General features: G+C 27.7%; 18 protein-coding genes and 1 pseudogene. 9 read left to right on the forward strand and 10 right to left on the reverse strand.

What is annotated here, in order from left to right; all coding sequences use genetic code 11:
- Nucleotides 1-202, forward strand: a 202-nt coding sequence (locus EPJ72_RS12985; protein ID WP_158636870.1) for an IS3 family transposase, incomplete at its 5' end; no start/stop codon positions are given.
- An 81-nt stretch (nucleotides 203-283) separates the two neighbouring features.
- Nucleotides 284-1474: an acetate/propionate family kinase gene (locus EPJ72_RS03440; RefSeq protein ID WP_147730852.1), complete on the forward strand. Its 1191-nt coding sequence runs from the start codon at nucleotides 284-286 to the stop codon at nucleotides 1472-1474.
- Nucleotides 1475-1554: 80 nt separating this feature from the next.
- Here EPJ72_RS03440 and dut read toward each other — a convergent pair whose 3' ends face one another.
- The 4 genes and pseudogenes from dut to EPJ72_RS03460 all read right to left on the reverse strand — a co-directional run bounded on the left by dut (nucleotide 1555) and on the right by EPJ72_RS03460 (nucleotide 5049).
- Nucleotides 1555-1989: a dUTP diphosphatase gene (gene dut / locus EPJ72_RS03445; protein WP_147730853.1), complete on the reverse strand. Its 435-nt coding sequence runs from the start codon at nucleotides 1987-1989 to the stop codon at nucleotides 1555-1557.
- A 17-nt stretch (nucleotides 1990-2006) separates the two neighbouring features.
- Complete coding sequence (locus EPJ72_RS03450) at nucleotides 2007-3392, reverse strand: GntP family permease (protein WP_147730854.1); 1386 nt, start codon at nucleotides 3390-3392, stop codon at nucleotides 2007-2009.
- 44 nt (nucleotides 3393-3436) lie between these two features.
- Nucleotides 3437-3751, reverse strand: coding sequence for an HPr family phosphocarrier protein (locus EPJ72_RS03455; protein WP_147730855.1), 315 nt, complete (start codon nucleotides 3749-3751; stop codon nucleotides 3437-3439).
- Nucleotides 3752-3910: 159 nt separating this feature from the next.
- Nucleotides 3911-5049 (reverse strand): annotated as a pseudogene (locus EPJ72_RS03460) (hypothetical protein).
- A gap of 71 nt (nucleotides 5050-5120) precedes the next feature.
- Between EPJ72_RS03460 and EPJ72_RS03465 the strand changes: the two are divergent.
- Entirely contained in the window at nucleotides 5121-6056 is a 936-nt protein-coding gene (locus EPJ72_RS03465) for a DDE-type integrase/transposase/recombinase (RefSeq protein WP_158636878.1), read from the forward strand.
- 117 nt (nucleotides 6057-6173) lie between these two features.
- On the opposite strand, the gene EPJ72_RS03470 is transcribed toward EPJ72_RS03465, so the two are convergent.
- Both EPJ72_RS03470 and EPJ72_RS03475 read right to left on the reverse strand, forming a co-directional pair.
- A complete protein-coding gene (locus EPJ72_RS03470; protein ID WP_147730856.1) occupies nucleotides 6174-6779 on the reverse strand; it encodes a carboxymuconolactone decarboxylase family protein in 606 nt (201 codons plus the stop codon).
- A 23-nt stretch (nucleotides 6780-6802) separates the two neighbouring features.
- Nucleotides 6803-10165 (reverse strand): UvrD-helicase domain-containing protein, encoded by a 3363-nt coding sequence (locus EPJ72_RS03475; RefSeq protein ID WP_147730857.1) that lies wholly within the window; start codon nucleotides 10163-10165, stop codon nucleotides 6803-6805.
- A 181-nt stretch (nucleotides 10166-10346) separates the two neighbouring features.
- Here EPJ72_RS03475 and EPJ72_RS03480 point away from each other — a divergent pair, with 181 nt between their 5' ends.
- From EPJ72_RS03480 to EPJ72_RS03485, 3 genes are read left to right on the forward strand one after another with little or no spacing between them, the layout of a single operon-like run.
- Nucleotides 10347-10910 carry an ankyrin repeat domain-containing protein gene (locus tag EPJ72_RS03480; RefSeq protein WP_147730858.1) on the forward strand — a complete coding sequence of 188 codons (564 nt, stop codon included), beginning with the start codon at nucleotides 10347-10349 and terminating at the stop codon, nucleotides 10908-10910.
- A gap of 52 nt (nucleotides 10911-10962) precedes the next feature.
- Nucleotides 10963-11091, forward strand: coding sequence for a hypothetical protein (locus tag EPJ72_RS13585; RefSeq protein ID WP_277871904.1), 129 nt, complete (start codon nucleotides 10963-10965; stop codon nucleotides 11089-11091).
- Nucleotides 11092-11102: 11 nt separating this feature from the next.
- Complete coding sequence (locus tag EPJ72_RS03485; protein ID WP_158636879.1) at nucleotides 11103-11927, forward strand: ankyrin repeat domain-containing protein; 825 nt, start codon at nucleotides 11103-11105, stop codon at nucleotides 11925-11927.
- Between the two features lie 66 nt (nucleotides 11928-11993).
- On the opposite strand, the gene EPJ72_RS03490 is transcribed toward EPJ72_RS03485, so the two are convergent.
- The 3 genes from EPJ72_RS03490 to yedE all read right to left on the reverse strand — a co-directional run bounded on the left by EPJ72_RS03490 (nucleotide 11994) and on the right by yedE (nucleotide 14925).
- Entirely contained in the window at nucleotides 11994-13292 is a 1299-nt protein-coding gene (locus EPJ72_RS03490; RefSeq protein ID WP_147730860.1) for a glutamate-5-semialdehyde dehydrogenase, read from the reverse strand.
- Nucleotides 13293-13372: 80 nt separating this feature from the next.
- Complete coding sequence (locus EPJ72_RS03495) at nucleotides 13373-13606, reverse strand: sulfurtransferase TusA family protein (protein WP_147730861.1); 234 nt, start codon at nucleotides 13604-13606, stop codon at nucleotides 13373-13375.
- A gap of 239 nt (nucleotides 13607-13845) precedes the next feature.
- Entirely contained in the window at nucleotides 13846-14925 is a 1080-nt protein-coding gene (gene yedE, locus EPJ72_RS03500; protein ID WP_147730862.1) for a YedE family putative selenium transporter, read from the reverse strand.
- A gap of 266 nt (nucleotides 14926-15191) precedes the next feature.
- On the opposite strand from yedE, the gene EPJ72_RS03505 reads away from it, so the two are divergent.
- The 3 genes from EPJ72_RS03505 to EPJ72_RS03515 all read left to right on the forward strand — a co-directional run bounded on the left by EPJ72_RS03505 (nucleotide 15192) and on the right by EPJ72_RS03515 (nucleotide 20376).
- Nucleotides 15192-15542, forward strand: a complete 351-nt coding sequence (locus EPJ72_RS03505; RefSeq protein WP_147730863.1) for an aspartate 1-decarboxylase — start codon at nucleotides 15192-15194, stop codon at nucleotides 15540-15542.
- A gap of 56 nt (nucleotides 15543-15598) precedes the next feature.
- Entirely contained in the window at nucleotides 15599-19903 is a 4305-nt protein-coding gene (locus EPJ72_RS03510) for a BadF/BadG/BcrA/BcrD ATPase family protein (protein WP_147730864.1), read from the forward strand.
- Nucleotides 19904-20133: 230 nt separating this feature from the next.
- Entirely contained in the window at nucleotides 20134-20376 is a 243-nt protein-coding gene (locus EPJ72_RS03515; protein WP_147730865.1) for a PepSY-like domain-containing protein, read from the forward strand.
- Nucleotides 20377-20453: 77 nt separating this feature from the next.
- On the opposite strand, the gene EPJ72_RS03520 is transcribed toward EPJ72_RS03515, so the two are convergent.
- Nucleotides 20454-22541 carry a glutamine synthetase III family protein gene (locus tag EPJ72_RS03520; RefSeq protein ID WP_147730866.1) on the reverse strand — a complete coding sequence of 696 codons (2088 nt, stop codon included), beginning with the start codon at nucleotides 22539-22541 and terminating at the stop codon, nucleotides 20454-20456.
- Nucleotides 22542-22566: the final 25 nt, after the last annotated feature.

A 22566-nucleotide genomic window follows, 5' to 3' on the forward strand; every position in this document is an offset into this window, starting at 1 on the left:
AAGAGTACACGGCATAGACGAAAGAGAATTTTATTCACGATTAAATAAAAATATCACAGTAGAATTATTGAGAGAAAAATTAAAAGAATATACACATTTTTATAACAATCAAAGATTGATTTCTTCGTTAGGTTATATTACAATCAAAGAAAGAATCAAAAATATTATAGCAAGTAAAAGTACAATATCTATGGCTCCATGACAAAAAAATATTATAAGTTTTATTGATAAATATAATTAGTATGTTATAATGAATAAATTATAAAAATAATGGAGTTATTTTATGAATGTATTAGTGATAAATTCTGGTAGTTCTAGTATTAAATATCAATTATTTTCTATGCCTGAAGCAAAAGTACTAGCAAAAGGTTTATTAGAAAAAATAGGTGAAGAAATAAGTGCATTAAAACATACTGCTGTAGAAAAAGTCAAGGAAAAAAAAATAGAACAAAAAGTTCCTGATCATAAAGCAGGTATGAGTTTAATTTTTTCTCTTTTAACAGATAAAGAAGTTGGTGTTATAGCTGATATGAGTGAAATATCTGCGGTAGGTCATAGAGTTGTTCATGGCGGCGAAGCATTCAATAATAGTACATTAATTAATAATGAAGCTATAAAAGCTATTGAAGATTGCTGCGATATAGCTCCTTTACATAATCCAGCTGGTTTACAAGGAATAAGTGCTTGTAGAGAAATATTAAAAGATGTAAAAATGGTGGGAGTTTTTGATACCAGTTTCCATCAAACAATACCTGATTATGCTTATATGTATGCAGTACCTCATGAGTGGCATGATAAATATAAAGTTCGCCGTTATGGTTTCCATGGTACTTCACATAAATATGTATATGGTGAATTTTGTAAGGCAATCAATAAGCCTAATGCTAATGTTATAGTTTGCCATTTAGGTAATGGTGCTAGTGTTACTGCTGTAAAAAATGGTGAATCTGTTGATACTAGTATGGGGTTAACTCCATTAGAAGGTTTAGTGATGGGTACTAGATGTGGCGATATGGATCCTGCTGTTATTACTTTCATGATGGGAAAAGAGAACTTATCTACTAAAGAAATCGATAATATCATAAATAAAAAAAGCGGACTTTTAGGAATTTCTGGTGTTAGCAATGATATGAGAAACTTAGAGGAAGCTTCTAAAACTAACAATAGAGCTGAACTTGCTATAAAAATGTTCTGTTATAGAGTAAAAAAGTATATAGGTTCATATATGGCTGTACTTGGACATCTTGACGGTATAGTATTTACTGGAGGTATTGGTGAGAATAGTGCTTATATTAGAGGAAGAATACTTGAAGGTTTAGATGAGCTTGGTATTAAATCTGATGCTGACAAAAATGCTAAGGCTAGAGGCTGTGCTAATTTTGAAAAAGATGGTGCTGCTATTAAGCTTTATGTTATAGCTACAGATGAAGAAAAAGCTATAGCAATGGATACTTATAATATTGCTTTGAAATAATTATAAATAAAAAAGTAAAAAATAGGGTGTTTAAATACATCCTATTTTTATTTTAAATAAATAAATAAAAATTATATTAATTATATATTTGTACTTCCAAAACCGCCTTCACCTCTAACAGAGTCGGAAAGCTCCCCTACTTCTTCAAACTCTGCTTTTTCTACTTTTGCAAATACCATCTGTGCAATTCTATCACCAGCATTAATAGTAAAAGGTATGTCAGTAAGAGCTGCTAATATAATTTTTAATTCTCCCCTATAATCACTATCAATAGTAGCAGGAGAGTTCAAACAAAATATTCCATGTTTTAAAGCTAATGAACTTCTGCTTCTAATCTGGGCTTCATAACCATCAGGTATTTCTATGTATAAACCTGTAGGTACCAAAACTATATCATTTTTGTTTAATGTAATAGGGGCATCTATATTAGCATGCAAATCTAAACCTGAAGCTCCAAGTGTTTGATATTTAGGAAGAGGATTTTTTGATTTATTAATTACTTTTATTTTTAACATTTTTACCTTCTTTATATTTATTTTAATAAAAACGAGAATATCATAATTATAGTTAAAACAGTGGCCCCTTGCACCACAGTAGCCAAAGTTCTAGCTTTATATGCATCTTGAACTGTTAAACCAGATAATTCTACTACTACCCAAAAGTAACTGTCATTGATATGAGAAAATACCATAGAACCTGCTCCTATAGACATTAATACTAAAACTTGCGATATCAGAGTAGTATATCCTAACGTATCAAGTAATGGTGCAAATAAACTAGCAACCGTAACAACAGATATAGTTGAAGAGCCTAAAGAAATTTTTAAAATAGAAGCAAGTAAAAAAGGAAGTACTAATCCTAAATTTACAGAAGCAAATACATCTCCAAGTTCAAATATAATATTTGTAAGCTCTGTAGATTTCAAAACTTCAGCAAAAGCTCCACTGGCACCAACTAAAACCAATATATTTCCAGAATCTCTTACCCCATCAGCAACCCACATATACATTTTATCTCTATTAAAATTTTTTATAAGCAGCAGTGAAAATAAAAAACCTATGAATAATGCCATAGTAGGCTCACCTAAAAATATAAACATATTTTTTATAAAACTATCTTCATCTAAATGTAAAGAATTAAATCTTACTATAGAACCTATAGACATAAGTATTATTGGCACAAATATAGGTGAAAATGATTTGAATGCTGAAGGAAGTTTTTCCATATCATCGATAACACTTTCATAACTATAATTGTTTTTTTTATAATCTTTCTTTTTAACATATTTTGATATAAATATACCATATATAGCACCAGATAAAGAAGTAGGTATGGCAACGATAAGACCTATTGCTATAACGGTAAATAAATGTTCTTGTAGATTAAAAAGATTAATAACAGCAGCAGGTCCTGGTGTAGGCGGTATTAATGCATGGGAAGCATATAAACCTGTTGATAATGCCACAGATAATGCCACAGGTGAAACTCCACTTTTTTTTGCTAATGCTTTTCTTAATGGTGTTAATATTAAATATCCAGAATCACAAAATACGGGTATAGAAACTATAAAACCTAATATATTCATAGCAAGAGCAGGGTGCGATTTACCGACTATTTTTAAAATTATCTCACCGAGTTTATATGTAGCCCCAGACATCTCTAATATATTACCAATAATACTTCCTAATATTATTATAATACCAACGCTTCCTAAAGCATTCCCAAAGCCTTTACCTATGAGGGAAGCAATTTCATTTATATAATGAGGATTTCTATTTGAAGGTACATGCAATGTAAACGATAAAAATATAGCTACCATTAACATTGCTATAAAAGGATGTACTTTAAACTTAATAGTAAGTATCATCACTATTATTATTGAGATTATAAGCATGGTTATTATTGAATAGCTAATCATAGTTTACAACCTAAAAGATTTATTTTGAAATGAATATATTTATTTTATTCTTCTTCCTCTGGAACCTCTGCATTAATATAACCTTCTTCAAAGAAATACAAAAGTTCTTTTTCGGCATTTTTAGCAGCTTCTTCCATTCCTTCTTCATATTCAATTTCAAGTATTAAATTGGCATCGCAAAAAGCTCCAAGCCCCATAATATTAAACACACTTTTGGCATCAGCTCTTACTCCATTATAAAGTAAAAATATTCCTAAATCAGAATATTCTATTTTACTTGCTATTTGTGATAATACTCCAGCTGGTCTTAAATGCATACCATTTTTACTTTTAATTGTTACTACGTTAGTTAATATCATTAAATAACTCACTATCTTTATTTTGTTTTATGATAACATATATTTAATAATTTTCAATATTTTTCTAAAATACATTACTATAAAATATTATTATCTGCATGTATTATGTCTTTATGAAAATAAATAATTCAAAAATTAATATTTATATATAATAAAAGTTTAATTGTATAAATAAGATAAATAATGCTCTTTCTTTATATAATCTTTTATATTCTTATTATCAATAAATATTTTTTCGTATTCTTTTTCTTTCATTATTACAATAAATGAATCAGTTACTCCGAAAATTAAACTATCTATATTTGAATAAAAATCTTTAGGTGCATTATATTTTTTTAATAATACTTCAGGGGCATTTACTAAGTCTTTAAGATAAGGGCTTATTAATTTCTGACTACCTAATTCAAATGTCATAAATATATTATCTATTTCAGAAAGCTTAAGATCTTCTAACTTTGAAACTCTTTTATATAAAGATATTGTTTTATCATCATAGTATAATATATTAAAACTTTTAAACTCTTTAAGTTTATCATAATAATCAGCATAATTATCAATATAGTTTAATACACTCTCATTCATTAATGATTTCAAATGTCTTTTTTTAGAGTCTTTTACATAAAGTTCAACCATATCTTTATTTTCTTTCATTTTATCTTACAAAAACTCTTCTGAAAACTCTCTAACTCCATTAATAGATGAATTTATTTTTTCTTTTCCATTCATAAAAAAATAATCAAAATTAAATACATTGTGAGAGAATATTTTCTCGGACATAATAAAACACCTTTGTAATTAATTAAATTAAATATTTCTGCATTATGCAGCCTTATAATTTCTGCTTCATCTTTTTTTATAATTTCAAAAACGCCTTCTATTTTTACAGGCTCTATTAAAGTTTTTTTAATATTATCACCAACATAGTTAACAATACTGTCATAAGGTTTAAACTCAATAACATATTCAATTTGTGATTTTGAAGTATTATCTAATTTTGTTTTGAATTTTATTTCAGCAAAAGTTTCAGGCTCATATCTATAATTTCTTTTATTATCCGACGGGTGTTTAGTAGTTAAAATTGGTTTATCATAATAATTTTTAATTGTTATTCTATCAGATGAAAAATAAACATCATTTATAATAAAGCTATTATAATTATTTATATATATTCTTCCTATATATGGGAACACATCATTTCTAGATAAATATAAATCATTATAATTATTATTTGTTTTATGCTCATAAACATAAATATATATATTATTTACTTTTGTTAAGGAGTGTGAGATATTGGACATTTTTTAGTATAAAAAAAGCAGTATCCTTGTTATAATATTTTGAACATAAAACAAATAAAAAGGATGCTACTATGAAAAAAGATTATAGCACAGAATTTAAATTATTTATAGTGGATGAAGCATTAGAAACTAAAAATATTAAAAGATTTTTAAAGATAGAAGAAATACCCAAATCTACTTTTTATGCTTGGCTTAAAAAATATAAAGACACTGGAACAGTTGCTAATTTTAGTACTAAGCCAAAAACTTCTCCAAATATCTTTAATAATCAAAAAGCTATTAATTTAATTATTGAACTCTATACTAAAGAATATCGAGGTAAGCATTATATTAAAGCATATCTAAATCGTAAAGGCATTAAGATAGGTGTTACAGCTATAGAGAATGTACTAAAAAGAAATAATCTTTGGAGATATAAAACAAAAAAGAAAAAGAAGCGATATGATAAGCGTAAATTTGTCTCTAAAATACAAAAAGAAGGCAAAATAGTTCAAATAGACACTAAATATATCAAATTAGGCAGAAAAAGAGTTTATCAATTTACTGCTGTCGATTTAGCTACTCGCTATAGTTGGAGGCAAATCTATGAGGATAAAACACCTTATAGTGCTTTATCTTTCTTAAAATATGTATTGAAAACTTCACCTTTTAAGATACAGGCTATACAAACGGACAATGGTATGGAATATACTTATCGCTGTATTAATACTCCTAAAATCAATATTTTTGATGAATACTGCTTAAAAAATAAATTAGAGAGGAGATATATTCCTGTAGCTACACCAAGATATAACGGCGTAGTAGAAAGAGTACACGGCATAGACGAAAGAGAATTTTATTCACGATTAAATAAAAATATCACAGTAGAATTATTAAGAGAAAAATTAAAAGAATATACACATTTTTATAACAATCAAAGATTGATTTCTTCGTTATTGTATATTACAATCAAAGAAAGAATCAAAAATATTATAGCAAGTAAAAGTACAATATCTATGGCTCCATGACAGTTTTTATAAATATATTTTTTTGATTTATAACGTTTATTTTTTAATAAATAAAAAAATGCTTAAATATAATAAGTTTTTTATAATGCAATAATAATAATAATAATAATAATAATATCATTCCAATTTACAAATATTACTAAAACCAGCAACAGGAACTCCTAATCCCCTTATAAGTCTAGCCCAATAATTAACCTGTGCAGCTGTTGCCACTAATATCAATATAGCCCTTTCAGAATATTCTCTTTTCACATCATTTATTATTTCTTCTGATATTATCACAGGAGTTTTTGTTATAGCGGATATATATCTCAATGCTATTTTTTCTTTTCTTGATAAAGAAAGACAATTATCTATATCTTTGTTTTGTAATGCTTTAATTTCTTCGTCTGTTACATTTTCTTTGTCATACTCAAAACTATTCATATCAATACAAAAAGGACAAGATACATCTATAGATATTTGTATTCTTATAAGCTTTAATAATCTCTTAGATACTTCTTTGTCATCATGCGTTATTAAAGATTCTAATATAGCAGAACTAATAGCTGTTTTTGGACTCCAAGCTAAAACCTTTGCAAGCAGTAAATCTTTTTTTAACTTCTTGCTTGCTATCCATATAGGAAACCTTAAAAAAAATGGTATCCTTTTTGGAGGGTTAATATATGCTTTATCTTGAGATTCAAAATAATTATTTTTATCTTTAATATTAAATTTAAACATTTGTTTATTCCTTAAATAAAAAATTATCCTAAAAATATTAAATCTATATCTATGTTTTTATTAATATTAAATGCTTTTTTTACAATATCTTTATACATTTCAAGCTGTTTTGTATATTTCTCTTCTTTTTCTTTAGAATATTTTGTAGTTTTATAATCTAAAATAAAATACTCTTCGCTTATATTTTTTGTAATTAAATCTATTTTAGCATTAATAACTTCGGTTCTATTTTCAATTAATTTTCTCTCTTGAAACTTATGCTCTCTTGAAACTATTAATTCTTTCCCATTTATAATATTTGCTATATGTTTATTGTTTATAAAGTTTGTAAAATATTTATCTAGCCTTTTTCTTAAATCTTTTTCATCATAATGTTTATTTTGTTTTAAGGCATTATTTTTTATTTTTTCTATATAGTTATCTTTGTGTAATTTATATTCATCAAAATCAAAATGTTCAAGCAAATCATGCATTAAAATACCCATATCTATTGCTTTGATTGTTTCAAGATTTTCCAAATCAAAGTTTTTATCATCATCTAAAGAAACAGAAATATTTTTATTTAATAATCTGCTAATAACGCTTTTATCAAAATCTGCTTCAAATACCTCTGAAGGATTAACATACTTTATTTTTTTTGTTTTTTCTTTTATAATACTATTTATATTTATAGAATCTATTTTTTTATTTATTTCTTCTAAGTTATTAATATATATTTCATTTAAATCATAATTAGCATTTTTTAATATACCATAAGAGTAGTAGTCCATAAACTCATTAGTATTATCATCAACATGAATTAAATCATCTGTTGTATTATTTATAGAGTCATCTATATTAAAATTATGATAAGAGTCTATGTAATTTCTATATGAGTTAGGCTCCTTGAAATTTTTATATCTGCTCTCACCAGATATTATTAATCTTTCTTTTGCTCTTGTTAAAGCAACATATAACAGCCTTTTTTTTTCAGATTTATCTGCTGAAGAATTATAATCATCATCTTTAGAAAAGAATTTCAATTTTTCTTCTATTTCTCCATGTATAGGAATCTCTATATATGGAAAGTTTTCAACAAAATCAAACATATTATTTTGAAGAGCTCTATAATGTCCAGTTCCAGCTAAAAATACATTATTAAACTCTAAACCCTTAGATTTATGTATAGTCATTATTCTAATAGCATCAACTGATAATTTTGGTACTGTAGCATATGATATATCTTTTGCATTCATATCCAAACTAATAACAAAATCATAAATATTCACCCCCGCCCTATTCTCAAAATCATAAGCTAGTTTTTTTAATTTTTCTATATTAGCGTAAGAGATTTCTGCGTCTTCTTTAAGCATCAAATAATTATAATAATTTGTATCAACACATATTGTATCTATTGCATCATAAGATGACATTGTACTAATTTTTAATTCTATACTATTTAATAACTCTTTAGCTTTTTTTAGTTCATTATAATATTTTTTCTTCTTTGCTATTTCTATAGTTTTTTCTTTGCAATCATTCAATGAAAAATAATCATATAAATTATAATCTTCATTTTCATTTAATTTTAACTCTATTGAGAAATCATATAAATTTGCAATCTTTATATCAAATAATTCAGACATTAATAAACTTTGTAATAGTGAATAATCTTTTAAAACTAAATATTTAAGACATATTATTAAATTAAATATTTCAACTCTGTCATAAAATCCATTTCCTCCATCAACATAATAAGGTATTTTTTCTTCCGCAAATACTGATAAATAAATATTTAATCTGCTAAATGTTTGAAGAAGCATTGCTGTATTTTTATAATCATTTTTTAAATTCGTTTTTATAAATTTAGCTATAGCATATGCTTCTAATATAGTTTTAGAATCTGTGTTTAATTTTATATCTTCATCAACATTGTTATTAAAAACTAATAAAGAAACTAATTTATTTTTTGTATTATCATTTTGTCCTGAAATTAAATTATCATCTTTTTTATATTTTATATTATCATCTTTAAATACTATATTTTCAAAAATATCATTAAAGAAATTTATAAGCATTTCTTTGCTTCTATAATTATCTTGCAAATATCTTACATAATCTTTAAAAATATCTTGAGCATTTGTAAATACATTTAAATCAGCATTTCTAAATCTATATATAGATTGTTTTCTATCTCCTACTATTAGTATTTTTTTATCTTTTATGGTAGTTTCTTTTTCAATTTCTCTATCTCCAAAAACTATTAAATTTATAAAAGAAAATTGAAGTTTGCTAGTATCTTGAGCTTCATCTAATATTACTGTATTAATATTATCTCTTATTTCTTTGTTTATTGCTTCATTTTCTAATGCCTCTATTGCTTTTGAAATCATATCTTCATGGGAATATACCCCCATTTGTCTTTTAGTGTTTTCTAATCTGTTATAGGCTTCTTTTATAAAATTAATAAGTTTCTTATATATTTCTTTATTTTTTTGTATTTTTATATATTTTTCAAAATTTGGTATTAAACTCTTTTTTAACTTATCAAAAGCATTTTTAAAATCTGTGTGCTTAGTTTGTCCTAGGTTTCTATTTTTTGTTATATTTTTCAATGAGTCTAATACATTATAATATAAGTCATCATTTTCTATATTCTCTATATCTTTAATTTTTTTAATAATATCTATTGAATCATTAATAGAATCTACTATGTTTTTTATAATAATACCTTCTTTGTTTTGAGGTTTATTATCTATTAGATAGCTCATAGTTACAAACATACTATTATAAACGTCATTGTAAAGTTTTATATTTAAAATTTCATTAGCTTTTTCTGTAAATGTTTTTATAGTTTCTAATCTTGGTTTTATTTTTATTAGAAAATTAAATATATCGTTTATAAATTGATTTTTCGATTCATCTGTAAATATTCTATAATTTTTTCTAATATCTTCTGAAAGCTCACTATCATTTAATAACTCTAAAATCTCATTATAAATTACTTCATAAAAGTCATTATTCTCTTCAAGTATTGTTATTTTGGGAGGCATATTAAGATAAATGGAATATTCTTTAACAATAGAATTAGCAAATGAATGTATGGTGGATATTCTAGCATTAGTTAATATTTCTTTATAAATATCTTTCCAATATTGAGAATCCTTCCCTTCGTTTATTTTCTCTCTGATTTTTCTTCTTATTCTAATTAACATTTCATTAGCAGCTGCTTTAGTAAAAGTAATAACAACTATATTAGAAACTTTTTGTTTTTTATTTTCTAATAGTTTTAAATATGCTTCTGTAATGGTTGTTGTTTTACCAGTTCCTGCAGATGCGCTAACAAAACAAATTCCTTCATTTAAAAATAAATCTATTATTTCTTTTTGCTTACTATTAAGTTTCATAATGCAAATATAATAACATAAATATAAATAATTAAAATATCAACTAATATTCTAGATGTAGTAATTTTATATTTTTTAACAAATAAAGTAATATTTTTTATATTCATAAACAATACTTAAAGATAAAAATATTGAGAAAAATTAATATTTTGTTATACTTATATATTGTTGAGGTTATAAAATGAGAAATACTTTACTATTATTATTATTTTTTATATTAATTCAATCGAATTTATATAATATAACTGCAGATGAGCAAGGTTTTTTATTTTGGGCTAGTTATGGGCATATGGCTAAAGTTAGGGATTATGTATATAATAAGAATGTGCATATAAATGTACAAGATAATGAAGGCAATACTGTTCTAATGAGAATAGCTTCTTCAAAGGCAATCACTAAAGAAAATATGCAAGTAGCAGAGTTCCTTATAGATATGAAGGCAGACCTTAATGTAGTAAACAATGATAGACATACTGCTTTAGTTTTAGCAATAAATAATAACAACACAGAAATAGCAAGACTTTTTGTAGAGAAAGGTGCTAAACTCGATATAGCTGATAGAAACGGATATACTGCTTTAATGTGGGCAATAGAAAAAGAAAATGCTGAAATGGTAAAACTACTCATAAATAAAAGAGCTAATATTTATCTAAAAACCAAAGACGGTGAAACAGCTTCTAGCATAGCAAGAAGTAAAGGAAATAGCCTTATAATAAGAATGCTTGAGATTGCTGAGGCAAGTTAATATATTTCAATTAAATTTGCATATAGATTTTTCCAACAATAGAGATTATTTTATGAGTGAATATACAAATAAACCAGCACAATCTGGAATAAAACCTTGGATGCCTTTCAGCAAGATATCATATAAGGACTATTGGGAAAAACTTAAAAATGAATATTTAAAAGAGATAAATAAAAATTAATGGAGGTATGTATGAAAAAGATATTATTAATATTTGTAATAGTGTTATTTAATGTATCCTATTTATATTCTAGAACCATAGACGAAGATTTTTTATCCTATGTATTAGTAGGAAATACTGAGAAGGTTTTATATTATATAAATGATGAAGATGTTAATATAGATTATCAAAATGAAAATGGACGAACTCCTTTAATGTGGTATATCAGAGCTGAGCAAAACGAAATAACACAAATACTAATAAAAAATGGTGCTAATCTTGATTTAAAAGATAATGATGGTTTAACAGCTTTATTCTGGGCTATTATACAAGATAATACAGAAGCAGTAAAAATGCTTATCAATGCTGGTGCTGATCCTAATATTGCATTTGAAATGAAAAATGAAGACGGATATTTAAAAAATGCTACAGCTTTATTATGGTCTGTTTCCGAAGATAATACAGAAGCAATAAGAATGCTTATCAATGCAGGGGCTAATCTTGATATTGGATTTGAAGGGAGATTCGAAGACGGATATTTCAAAAATTTTACAGCTTTATCCTGGGCTATTTACAAAGATAATACAAAAGCAATAAGAATGCTTATCAATGCAGGGGCTAATCTTGATATTGGATTTGAAGGGGGAAGCGAAGATCTATATTTAAAAAATGCTACGCCTTTAATTTTATCTATTAGACATTATGATGTAAATGCAGTTAAAATGCTTATTAATGCGGGGGCTAATGTTAATGCTATAGCAAAAATAAATAATGTTGATTATACTGTATTAGATTTAGCTAAAGAAGAAGGAAATAAGACTATTATAGATATGCTTGTTTCTGCAGGTGCTAAATAATTCTTTATTAGTAAAAAATTAAAAGGCAGGAGTTTATCAAAAGCTCTTGCCTTTTAGTTTATATTTTTATTTTATTCTTTTATGTTTAAAACTAGCTCTATGGCTTACATAATCGTCCACTATTTGATAGTTACCAAAAAGTTTATATTTGTATATAGTTAAACCTTCTAAGCCAACAGGACCTCTTGCATGAGTTTTGTTTGTGGATATTCCAACTTCAGCACCGAAACCATATCTAAATCCGTCTGAAAATCTTGTTGAAGTGTTGCAGTATACATTAGCAGAATCAACATAAGTCATAAACTTTTCTATATTATCTTTGTTTTCTGATATTATAGAATCTGTATGATGAGAACCGTATCTGTTTATATGATTATATGCCTCTTCTGTATTTTCTACTATTTTTAATGATACCTCTTTATCTCCATATTCAAAATGCCACTCTTTTACTTCAGCAATATCCGATTGATTAAGTATTTTTCTTACTTCTTCACAGCCGTTCATTTTTATATTATTTTCTTTAAATAAATTATAAAGCTTTGGTAAATATTCATTAGCTATATTTTTATTTATTAGTATAGTTTCAACAGCATTGCATGCACTTGGATATTGAGCCTTTGAATCTAAGCATATTTTCAATGCTTTTTCTTGATTAGCTGTTTCATCTATATATAAATGACATATGCCATCAGCATGCCCAAGTACAGGTATATTAGTATTTGATTTTATGTATTGTACTAAACTGTTTCCGCCTCTTGGTATTATAAGATCAACATATTTATCCATTGATAATAATTCTTTTACATCCTCTCTTGTAAATACCAAATTAACAGAGTTCTTTGGAAACTCTTCAATACTTTCTAATGTTTCGTTAATGATGTTAAATATTGCTTTGTTTGTATTCTCTCCCTCAGCACCGCCTTTAAGTATAACAGCGTTTGAAGATTTTATGCATAATGAAGATATTTGAGATATAACATCGGGACGGGCTTCAAATATTACGGCAATTAAACCAATAGGACAAGATATTTTTTTTAGTAATAAATTATCATCAAGCTCCGTTTCTAATAATACTTTATTAATAGGGTCCTCTAATTTTACAACATCCTTTATACCAGAAACAATATCTATCATTTTGTTTTCGTCCAATTTTAAACGATTAAACATTGAAAGAGAAATTTTATTTTCATCAAGAAGTTTTTTGGCATATTCCAAATCTTTTTTATTCGCTTCAAATATAATGTCTTTATTTTGTTCTAATTTATCAGCAATTTCTAATAATGCTTTGTTTTTTATATCTGTACTTAATGATTGTAATTTATATGTAGAATCTTTTGCATTTTTTACCAAGTCTATTAATTGCATTATATTTACTCCAAAAAAAATTGCTTAAATAGTTTAAACATTATAATAGCTAATGTTTAAATTGTCAAAAAAGTTTATTATTATTTCTTTTTTATTAAAGTAACTAATATGTCCTCATTTTCTATATGTTCAAAAGTTCCTTCATATCCGTATTTGATGCATCCGCGAATCACACTTTCACAGCTTGAATGCCCGCTCACTAAAACTTCTATAACTGTGTCTAACTCAGTATTATTTATAGCTGCACATTTAGCCTGAAAAGAAGCCTGCGAACAAGACATTCCTCTTGTATCTATTTTTATAGTCTCCTGCATAAAAAATCCTTTTACACTTTTTGATATTTTTTAAGATTAATATCATCATAATATTAGGATATCAAATTATTATAATCAACTTATTAATTAAGTTATTATAACCTCTACCGCCACTTTATATTACTATAATATATATTCTAATAATATAACGTAGCGGTAGAGTTCATTATATAATCCTTATTATATGGTATATTTCTTATTATATAATGACAACAACCTGCTGCACAGTAAGAAACATATCACTGATTTTCTTTCATAGTAAATCCTATAATAATACAAAATACTAAACCTAAAATAACAGCAAACATACCATATATTGTAGGACCAGCAGTAGAACTTGCCAAATTAAAATTATGAGCAAATCCAGCACCAACAAGCATTCCTATAACAAATATAAAACTATCCATATTCCCTTCAGCAGATTGTATAAACTGTCTTCCGGGACAGCCAGCACCTAAAGTAAATGCTAAGCCTGTAAGAATCATTGATACAGTGTTCCACAATATGTTAGTATGAGCTATAGGCTGATTTTCCATAGAAACATTAAATCTATTTGTTATAATGTTTACTATTAAAGCAGCAACGATAAAAGCTATAACGCCTTTAGTCATGTGGAAATCTTTCATAAATATTCCATCTCTCACACCGCCGACAGTACAAAATCTTGATTTTTGAGCTATGAAACCTATTATAATAGAAACTATTAAAGCGATAATTAAAGGAGACTTCATGCTTCCTGGACCTGATTCAGAGAAAAATATTGCTCCGCCTTCAGAGAATTTTGTTTGTTTTAATAATAGTATTAATAGTATTATTGATATTATTAGAGGTATAAAACCTACTAATTTATTATTATATGCTTTCGGCTGCCCCAAAGAGAAATTTTGCTTCCAGAAGAAAACACCTATTCCACCGCCTATAATAATACCTATTAAACCAAATATGGCATTAATATCGCCTCCAGCTATTCTTAACAACGTTCGCCAAGGACAGCCCAAGAAAACTAAAGCCCCAATCATAGCGAAGAAACCTAAAATAAATCTTATAATAGGAGAACTTCCGCCTTTAGGAGAATATTCTTTAGAGATTAAAGCAGATACTGTAGCACCAATAATAAGCCCTATAAGTTCAGGTCTTATATACTGCACAGCAGCCGCCCTATGCAACCCTAAAGCCCCAGCTAAATCCCTAGTGAAACATGCAACGCATATTCCCATGTTGGCAGGGTTTCCCATTACAGAAAGCCAAGCCGCTAAAGCTCCAATAATGGCACCGGATACTATAATGCCGATGGAGCTTGTGAAAATGTTTTTCTTCATTTTCAACTCCTTTAATAATATTTTTTCATACTATTTTTGTTTTAATATAAATAGTATTTTTATGCAATTAATTATAAAAAATTTTTATATGTTTTTCAACAGTTATGTTTATTAAAAGATAATATGTATTAAATGTATAAAAATATACAAAAATGCAATAGTGTATATTAACTATTATAAGTGAATAGTGCCAAACATTATATTGACTTTTTTTTCTATAAAAGTACAATTATTGTAAGTTTTATTTATGGAAAATTATTTTTATTATGATGAGAGAAGTAATAAAATCTAAAATAAATAGATTGACTGTAACTAGAACTGATCTTAATTTCAAAGATTCAATTACCATAGATGAAACATTAATGGATAAATCTGATATACTTGAGGGGGATATAGTATCTATAATTAACCTTAGTAATAATAACAGATTTGAAGCTGAAGTAATAAAGGGAATAGCGAATACTGGTATAATAAGCATAAATGGCAAGTATGTACGTTTAGCTAAAAAAGATGATGTAATAGTTATACTGTCATACGGCAATATACCGGAAGAGCATATAAAGAAACATATTACAAATATTATCCAAGTAAATATGCATAATATGGTTATAGACTAAGATAAAGTTTATGGCTTTTAATATAGATATTTAATTTTTGTTTATGGAGAAAACATATGAAAATTATTTATAAAGCAGGTATTGATATTGGTTCAACTACCGCAAAGATGGTTGTATATGATAATAAAAACAATATGATATTTAAAACTTATACTAGACACAATGCTGATGTTAAAGAAACATTACTCTCTATATTAAGAGATTTGGAAATTAACCATGGAGATATAGAATTATTAGTATCTATGACAGGCACTGCTGGTATGGGTATTAGTGAAAAGACAGGCATTAGCTTTGTACAAGAGGTAATTGCTTCTTCAACAGCTATTAGGAAGATTTATCCTTATGGAAGAACATTGATTGACATAGGCGGAGAGGATGCAAAAATAATAGTGTTTGATGATAATTTTAAAGCAGATATAAGAATGAATGGTAACTGTGCAGGCGGAACCGGTGCCTTTATAGACCAAATGGCAACACTTCTTAATGTTCATCCATCAGAACTTTCAACACTTGCAGAAGAATCAACATCTATCTACCCAATGGCAAGCAGATGCGGTGTATTTGCTAAAACAGATGTACAAACTCTCATTAGCCGCGACATACCAAAAACTGATATTGCTAAAAGTATATTCCAAGCGGTTGCAGTTCAAACAATTAATACGCTTGCTAAAGGTTTTGAAATTAAGCCTAAAATATTATTTACAGGCGGACCTTTAACATTTCTTCCAGAATTAAGAAGAACATTTTTAACTCTTTTGAATGCTACAGAAGATGATATGTACACAGTTGATCACCCTGAATTAACTGCTGCAATAGGTGCGGCTTTTGGTGAAGATGAAGAGCAAACAGCAATAAAAATTTCTGATTTTATAAAACTAATAGAAAATATTTCTTCTGATGTAAAAATAACTAATTCTAAGCATAGAGAAGCATTATTCAGCGGACAAGAAGAGTATGAAAAGTGGGTAGATGAACATAGCAAAGATAAAGTAAAATCTGCTGATGTAGAAACTGTTAATAATAAAAACACATTCTTAGGTATAGACTCTGGTTCTACTACTACAAAAATCGTTATCATTGATGATAAAGGACAAGTGGTATTAAGACATTATAGAAACAATAACGGTAATCCAGTAGGTGCTGTTACAGAAGGACTTACAGAGATAAAAAAAGAATTAGATGAAAAAAATATTAAAATAAATATAGCAAGAACTGCTGTTACAGGTTATGGAGAAGATTTAATAAAAGCTGCTTTCAATATGGACGAAGGCATTGTTGAAACTATGGCTCACTATAGAGGTGCTAAGGCTTTCGATAAAGATGTAAGCTTCATTCTTGATATAGGCGGTCAGGATATGAAGGCTATATTTATTAAAGACGGCATTATAGAAAACATTGAAATTAACGAGGCTTGTTCATCAGGCTGCGGTTCATTTATAGAAACATTTGCACGTGGTATGGGCTATAAAGTAGCTGATTTTGCTAATATTGCTTGCGAATCTGCTAGCCCTTGTGATTTAGGAAGCCGCTGTACTGTGTTTATGAATAGTAAAGTAAAACAATCTTTAAGAGAAGGCTCTTCTGTTGCTGATATTTCTGCTGGTCTTGCTAAGAGTGTTACATTAAACTGTTTTACTAAAGTATTAAAAATTACTGACACTTCTATTTTAGGCGAACATATAGTTGTTCAGGGAGGTACTTTTAAGAATGCTGCAGTGCTTCGTTCTGTAGAAAAATTCTTAAACAAAAAAGTTATTCGCCCTGATATATCAGAGCTTATGGGAGCTTATGGATGTGCATTGTTAGCTTTGGATACCTACAACAAAGAAAAAGAAGATACAACATTTATAGGTTTAGATAATTTAAGTGAAGCTAATGATTATGAAAGAAAACAGCTTACTTGTAAAGGCTGTGAAAACCTTTGTACTGTTACAAGATTAAAATTCAAAGACGGTAAATCATTCTATACAGGTAACAAATGTGAAAGAATATTCACTAATAAAGGCTCTAAAGAAAGAAATTATGGAATGGATATTGCTCAGAAAAAACTTTCTTTACTATTTGACAGACCTTTGGCACCTGCTACAGATGATATAAAAGGTGTTATAGGAATACCTAGAGTACTTAATATGTATCAAAACTTCCCATTTTGGGCTACTATACTTGTAGAATGCGGATATAGAGTACAATTATCATCTCCTTCAAGTATGGCTGTAGCTGAAAAAGGTTCTGGTACTGTTATGAGTGATAATATATGTTTCCCTGCTAAAATAGCTAACGGGCATATATATGATTTAATAGAATCTAATGTAGACAGAATATTCTACCCTTCTGTTGTTTTAGAGAAAAAAGAAAATGATAATAGCAACAATAGTTATAACTGCCCTGTTGTAACTGGTTATCCTGATGTAATAGATAGTTCTATAAGCCCATTAACTAAATACGGCATAGCTTTTGATGCTCCGACAATTTCTTTCTTAAATGAAGATTTACTTTACAAAGGCTGTAAAGCTTATTTTGTAAAAACACTCGGTATAGATAAAAAAGATTTCGACAGAGCATTCAAATTAGCATTAAAAGAACAAGAGAGAGTAAAAGCAGAATTAAAAGAAGAAGGCAAAAAGATAATAGAGCATGCTAAAGAAACACAAACACCTGTTATACTTATAGTAAGCAGACCTTATCATATAGACCCATTAATCAATCATAAAATACCAGAAACTATTGCTTCATTTGGTATAAATGTACTTACAGAAGATGGGCTTGATATTGATGAATCTCTTGCTGATGTTCAAGTATTAACTCAGTGGTCTTATCCTAATAAGATGTTTAAAGCAGTTTTATGGGCAGCTAAACAAAAAGATATAAAACTTGAAGTAGTTCAAATTAATAGTTTCGGCTGCGGCCCAGATGCTACTACTTCTGATGAAATAAAATCTATACTTAATGCTTATGGCAAAAATCCTACTTTGGTAAAAGTTGATGAGATTTCAAGCCCTGGAAGCATAAGACTTAGAATACGTTCTATGATAGAAAGTATGAAGATGAAAGGTGATTTTTTTCCAAAAGAAAAACCACAAAGAACTATTATTAAAAGATATGAGAAAAATGATAAGCGTGCAATACTTGTACCTAAATTCGGACATTTCTATGACCCTATGATTTTAACTCTACTTCAAAGAAGCGGATATGACACAATAGCTCTTCCAGAGCCAGATATAGACTCTGTAGAAACAGGTTTAAGATATGCTAACCAAGATATATGTTATCCAGCTACAATAATAGTAGGCGACATTATAAAAGCTGTACAAACTGGAAAATATGACCCTGACAAAATAGCAGCTGGTATCACTCAAACAGGCGGACAGTGCAGAGCTAGTAATTATGCTTCGCTTATTAAAAGAGGTTTGATTAATGCTGGTTATCCTAATGTACCTGTTATTACTGTGGGTTTAACTGTTATTAATGATCAGCCTGGATTTAAACTTTCAAAAATAGATATGATGAAAGAAGGTATTATTGCTATGCCTTACGCTGATGCTATATCTACAATGTATTATTATACTGCTGTGCGTGAGGTTAATAGAGGAGAATCTTTGGCTCTTGCTAATAAATATATAGCTTTGCATCCAAAAGATTTTAATCTTGGTGATACTGATAAATTGTTAAAACAAGCTGTTAAAGAGTTTAATGCTATTGAAACTAAAGACTTACTATTACCTAAAGCAGGGCTCGTTGGTGAGATATATGTAAAATACAACAACTTTGCTAATGGTGATGTTTGTGATTGGCTTATGGCTAAGGGAATAGAAGTTATAGTTCCTCCTGTATTTGACTTCTTTGTACAAAAGGTTATAAGTGAGCAGGTAAACAGAGAAACTAATGCTAGAGATGTATCTTTACTTGGATATTATGGTTCTAAATTATCTGAGAAGGTTATAGATATGAGAATAGATTCTATAAACCAAATAATGTCTAAGTTTAAAGGATTTAGACCTGTACACCATATAAGACAGATTGCTGAGAATGCTGCTAAGGTTACCGCTATGACAAACCAATTTGGTGAAGCTTGGCTTTTACCCGGTGAGATAGCTACTTTTGCTGAAGAGAATATTAATAATGTACTTTGTTTACAGCCTTTCGGTTGTATTGCTAACCATATTATAGCCCGCGGTATTGAAACTAGGCTTAAAACTATATATCCTAATTTGAATCTTCTTTATTTGGATATGGATGCTGGTGCTAGTGAAGTTAATACCGTAAACAGATTAGAGTTCTTTGCACGCTCTGCTAAAGATAGTATGAACTCTATTATGGTTGATGATGATATAAAAGAGGCTGTTGGAGCATATCATAAATAATTTAGTAAAATAATAATGTAAATATAAAAAGGTTTGCAAATATTTATTTGTAAACCTTTTTTATTATATATGGCTAAAATGTAAAGTTTTATCTAAATTTCTTGAAAAATAATAAAAAATTGTAAAAAAATGTTATTTTTATGTAAAATAAATTGACATTACTCGAAAATTATACTATAATATAATTATAAGTTAATTTAACATAATAGAAATAAAAAAGGAGTAAATTTATGAAAAAATTATTTTGCTTGTTATTTGCTTTTTCTATAATAGGAAGTTCTTCTCTTTTTGCTGATTGGATTGTACCTCTTAGTAAAGTTCCTGCTGCAGTAAAAAACGCTGTAAAAAGAAATTATCCAAGAGCAAGAATTTGGAAAGTAGAGATAGACGATGGCTTGTACCATGTAGAACTTAGTAATGGTATAGAGTTAGAAGTAACTAGAAGAGGAAGAATTGTTGATATAGATTATTAATTTTATAATAATAAAGCTTGCAAAATAATATTGTTTTGCAAGCTTTATTTTAATATTTAAAAAAGATATTATAATCTTTAAGCTAAACTATATAACATATCTCCATAAGTCGGAAGTTTCCAATGTTTTCTAGAAACAGTTTTCTCAAGCTCATCAATTATAGGACGCATTTCTTCTATACAAGCTAACACTTTATCTCTAAAAAATACACTAGACTTTGATACATTCTTTATCTTTTTTGCTTCAGATAAATAATTTTCTAAAGTTTTTAGTTTCTTATGGAGATTATTAATTAAATTAGTTATTTTGTCTAATAAATCTTTTTCTATATCATATTTTATTTTTAAACTTTTCTTTTTATCGCATATATTAACAAGCTTTTCAGTATAATCTAAAGAAAATGGTATAATATATTTATTAATCATATCTATTAAAGTAAGTGCTTCAATATTAATTACTTTACTATATTCTTCTAAGCTTATCTCATATCTTGAAAGAACTTCAGCTTTTGTTAGAACATTATGTTTTGTAAATAAGTCTATATTTTTTTGAGCTATAAATGTTTCAAGTGCTTCAGGAGTTGTTTTTAAATTACATAAACCTCTTTTAGAAGCTTCTTTCACCCATTCATCAGAATAGTTATTTCCATTATAAACTATTCTTTTATGTTTTTTGATATTTTCTTTTAATAATTCTTCTAAATCTTTATCAAAATCTGAAGACTTTTCTAATATATCAGCAAATTGAGATAATGCTTCAGCTACTATTGTGTTTAATACAATATTAGGACCAGATACTGACAAACTAGACCCCACCATTCTAAACTCAAATTTATTTCCAGTAAAAGCTAAAGGTGAAGTTCTATTTCTATCAGTTGAATCTTTTGTGAATCTTGCAAGAGATGGTACACCCATTTCCATTTCTACCGCTTCTCTTTTTTTGTATTTTTTTGAGTTTTCCATAGACTCTATTATTTCAGTAAGCTCATCTCCAAGAAATATTGATATGATAGCAGGAGGTGCTTCAGATGCTCCCAAACGATGATCGTTACTAGCACTTGCAGTTGTTGCTCTTAACAAGTCCTGATATTCATCAATAGCTTTCATTATTGCAACCACAAATAATAAAAATTGCTTATTTTCTGAAGGAGTTTTACCAGGTTCAAATATGTTAATACCTGTATCTGTGCCTATAGACCAGTTATTATGTTTTCCGCTTCCATTAACTCCAGCGAAAGGTTTTTCATGCAAAATACAAGCTAAATTATGTTTTTCTGCTATTACCTTCATAAGTTCCATTGTAATTTGGTTTTGGTCTGTTGCCATATTAGTTATTGTAAACTCTGGAGCAAGTTCATATTGACCCGGTGCTACTTCATTATGTTCTGTTTTAGCAATTATACCAAGTTTCCAAAGTTCATTATCCAATTCTTTCATAAACTCCAAAACTCTTGGCTTTATAGCACCAAAATAATGGTCTTCCAATTCCTGACCTTTTGGAGGACAAGCACCAAATAATGTTCTCTTACAATATCTTAAATCTGGTCTTTGTAAATATAAATCTCTATCTATTAAAAAATATTCTTGTTCAGCACCAACTGTTGTATATACTCTATTAATATCATTATGACCAAATAATTTTAATATTCTCTTTGCTTCTTTTTCTAAAACCTGCATAGAGCGAAGTAGTGGAGTTTTTTTATCTAAAGATTCTCCACTATAGGAACAAAAAGCACTTGGTATGCATAAAGTATTGTCTTTAATAAAAGCATAAGAAGTAGGGTCCCAAGCAGTATATCCTCTAGCTTCAAAAGTACTTCTTAATCCGCCAGAAGGGAAACTTGAGGCATCAGGTTCTCCTTGAACAAGTTCTTTACCTGTAAACTCCATACGAACTTTACCGTCTTTAGTTTGAGTAATAAAAGAAGTATGCTTTTCTGCTGTTACTCCTGTCATAGGCTGAAACCAATGAGTGAAATGTGTTGCACCTTTTTCTATAGCCCACTCTTTCATTGCATGTGCTACAACATTTGCCAACTCTAAATCCAATCTTTCACCATTCTTGATTGTTTTTATTAATTTTTTGTAAATGTCTTTAGGAAGTTTTTCCTGCATTATATTATCATTAAATACATAACTTTCAAATATATCAGGTAATTTATCCATAATTCTTCCCCCAAAAATAAATTAT

Source organism: Brachyspira pilosicoli, assembly GCF_008016535.1.
Taxonomy (GTDB): domain Bacteria; phylum Spirochaetota; class Brachyspiria; order Brachyspirales; family Brachyspiraceae; genus Brachyspira; species Brachyspira pilosicoli_A.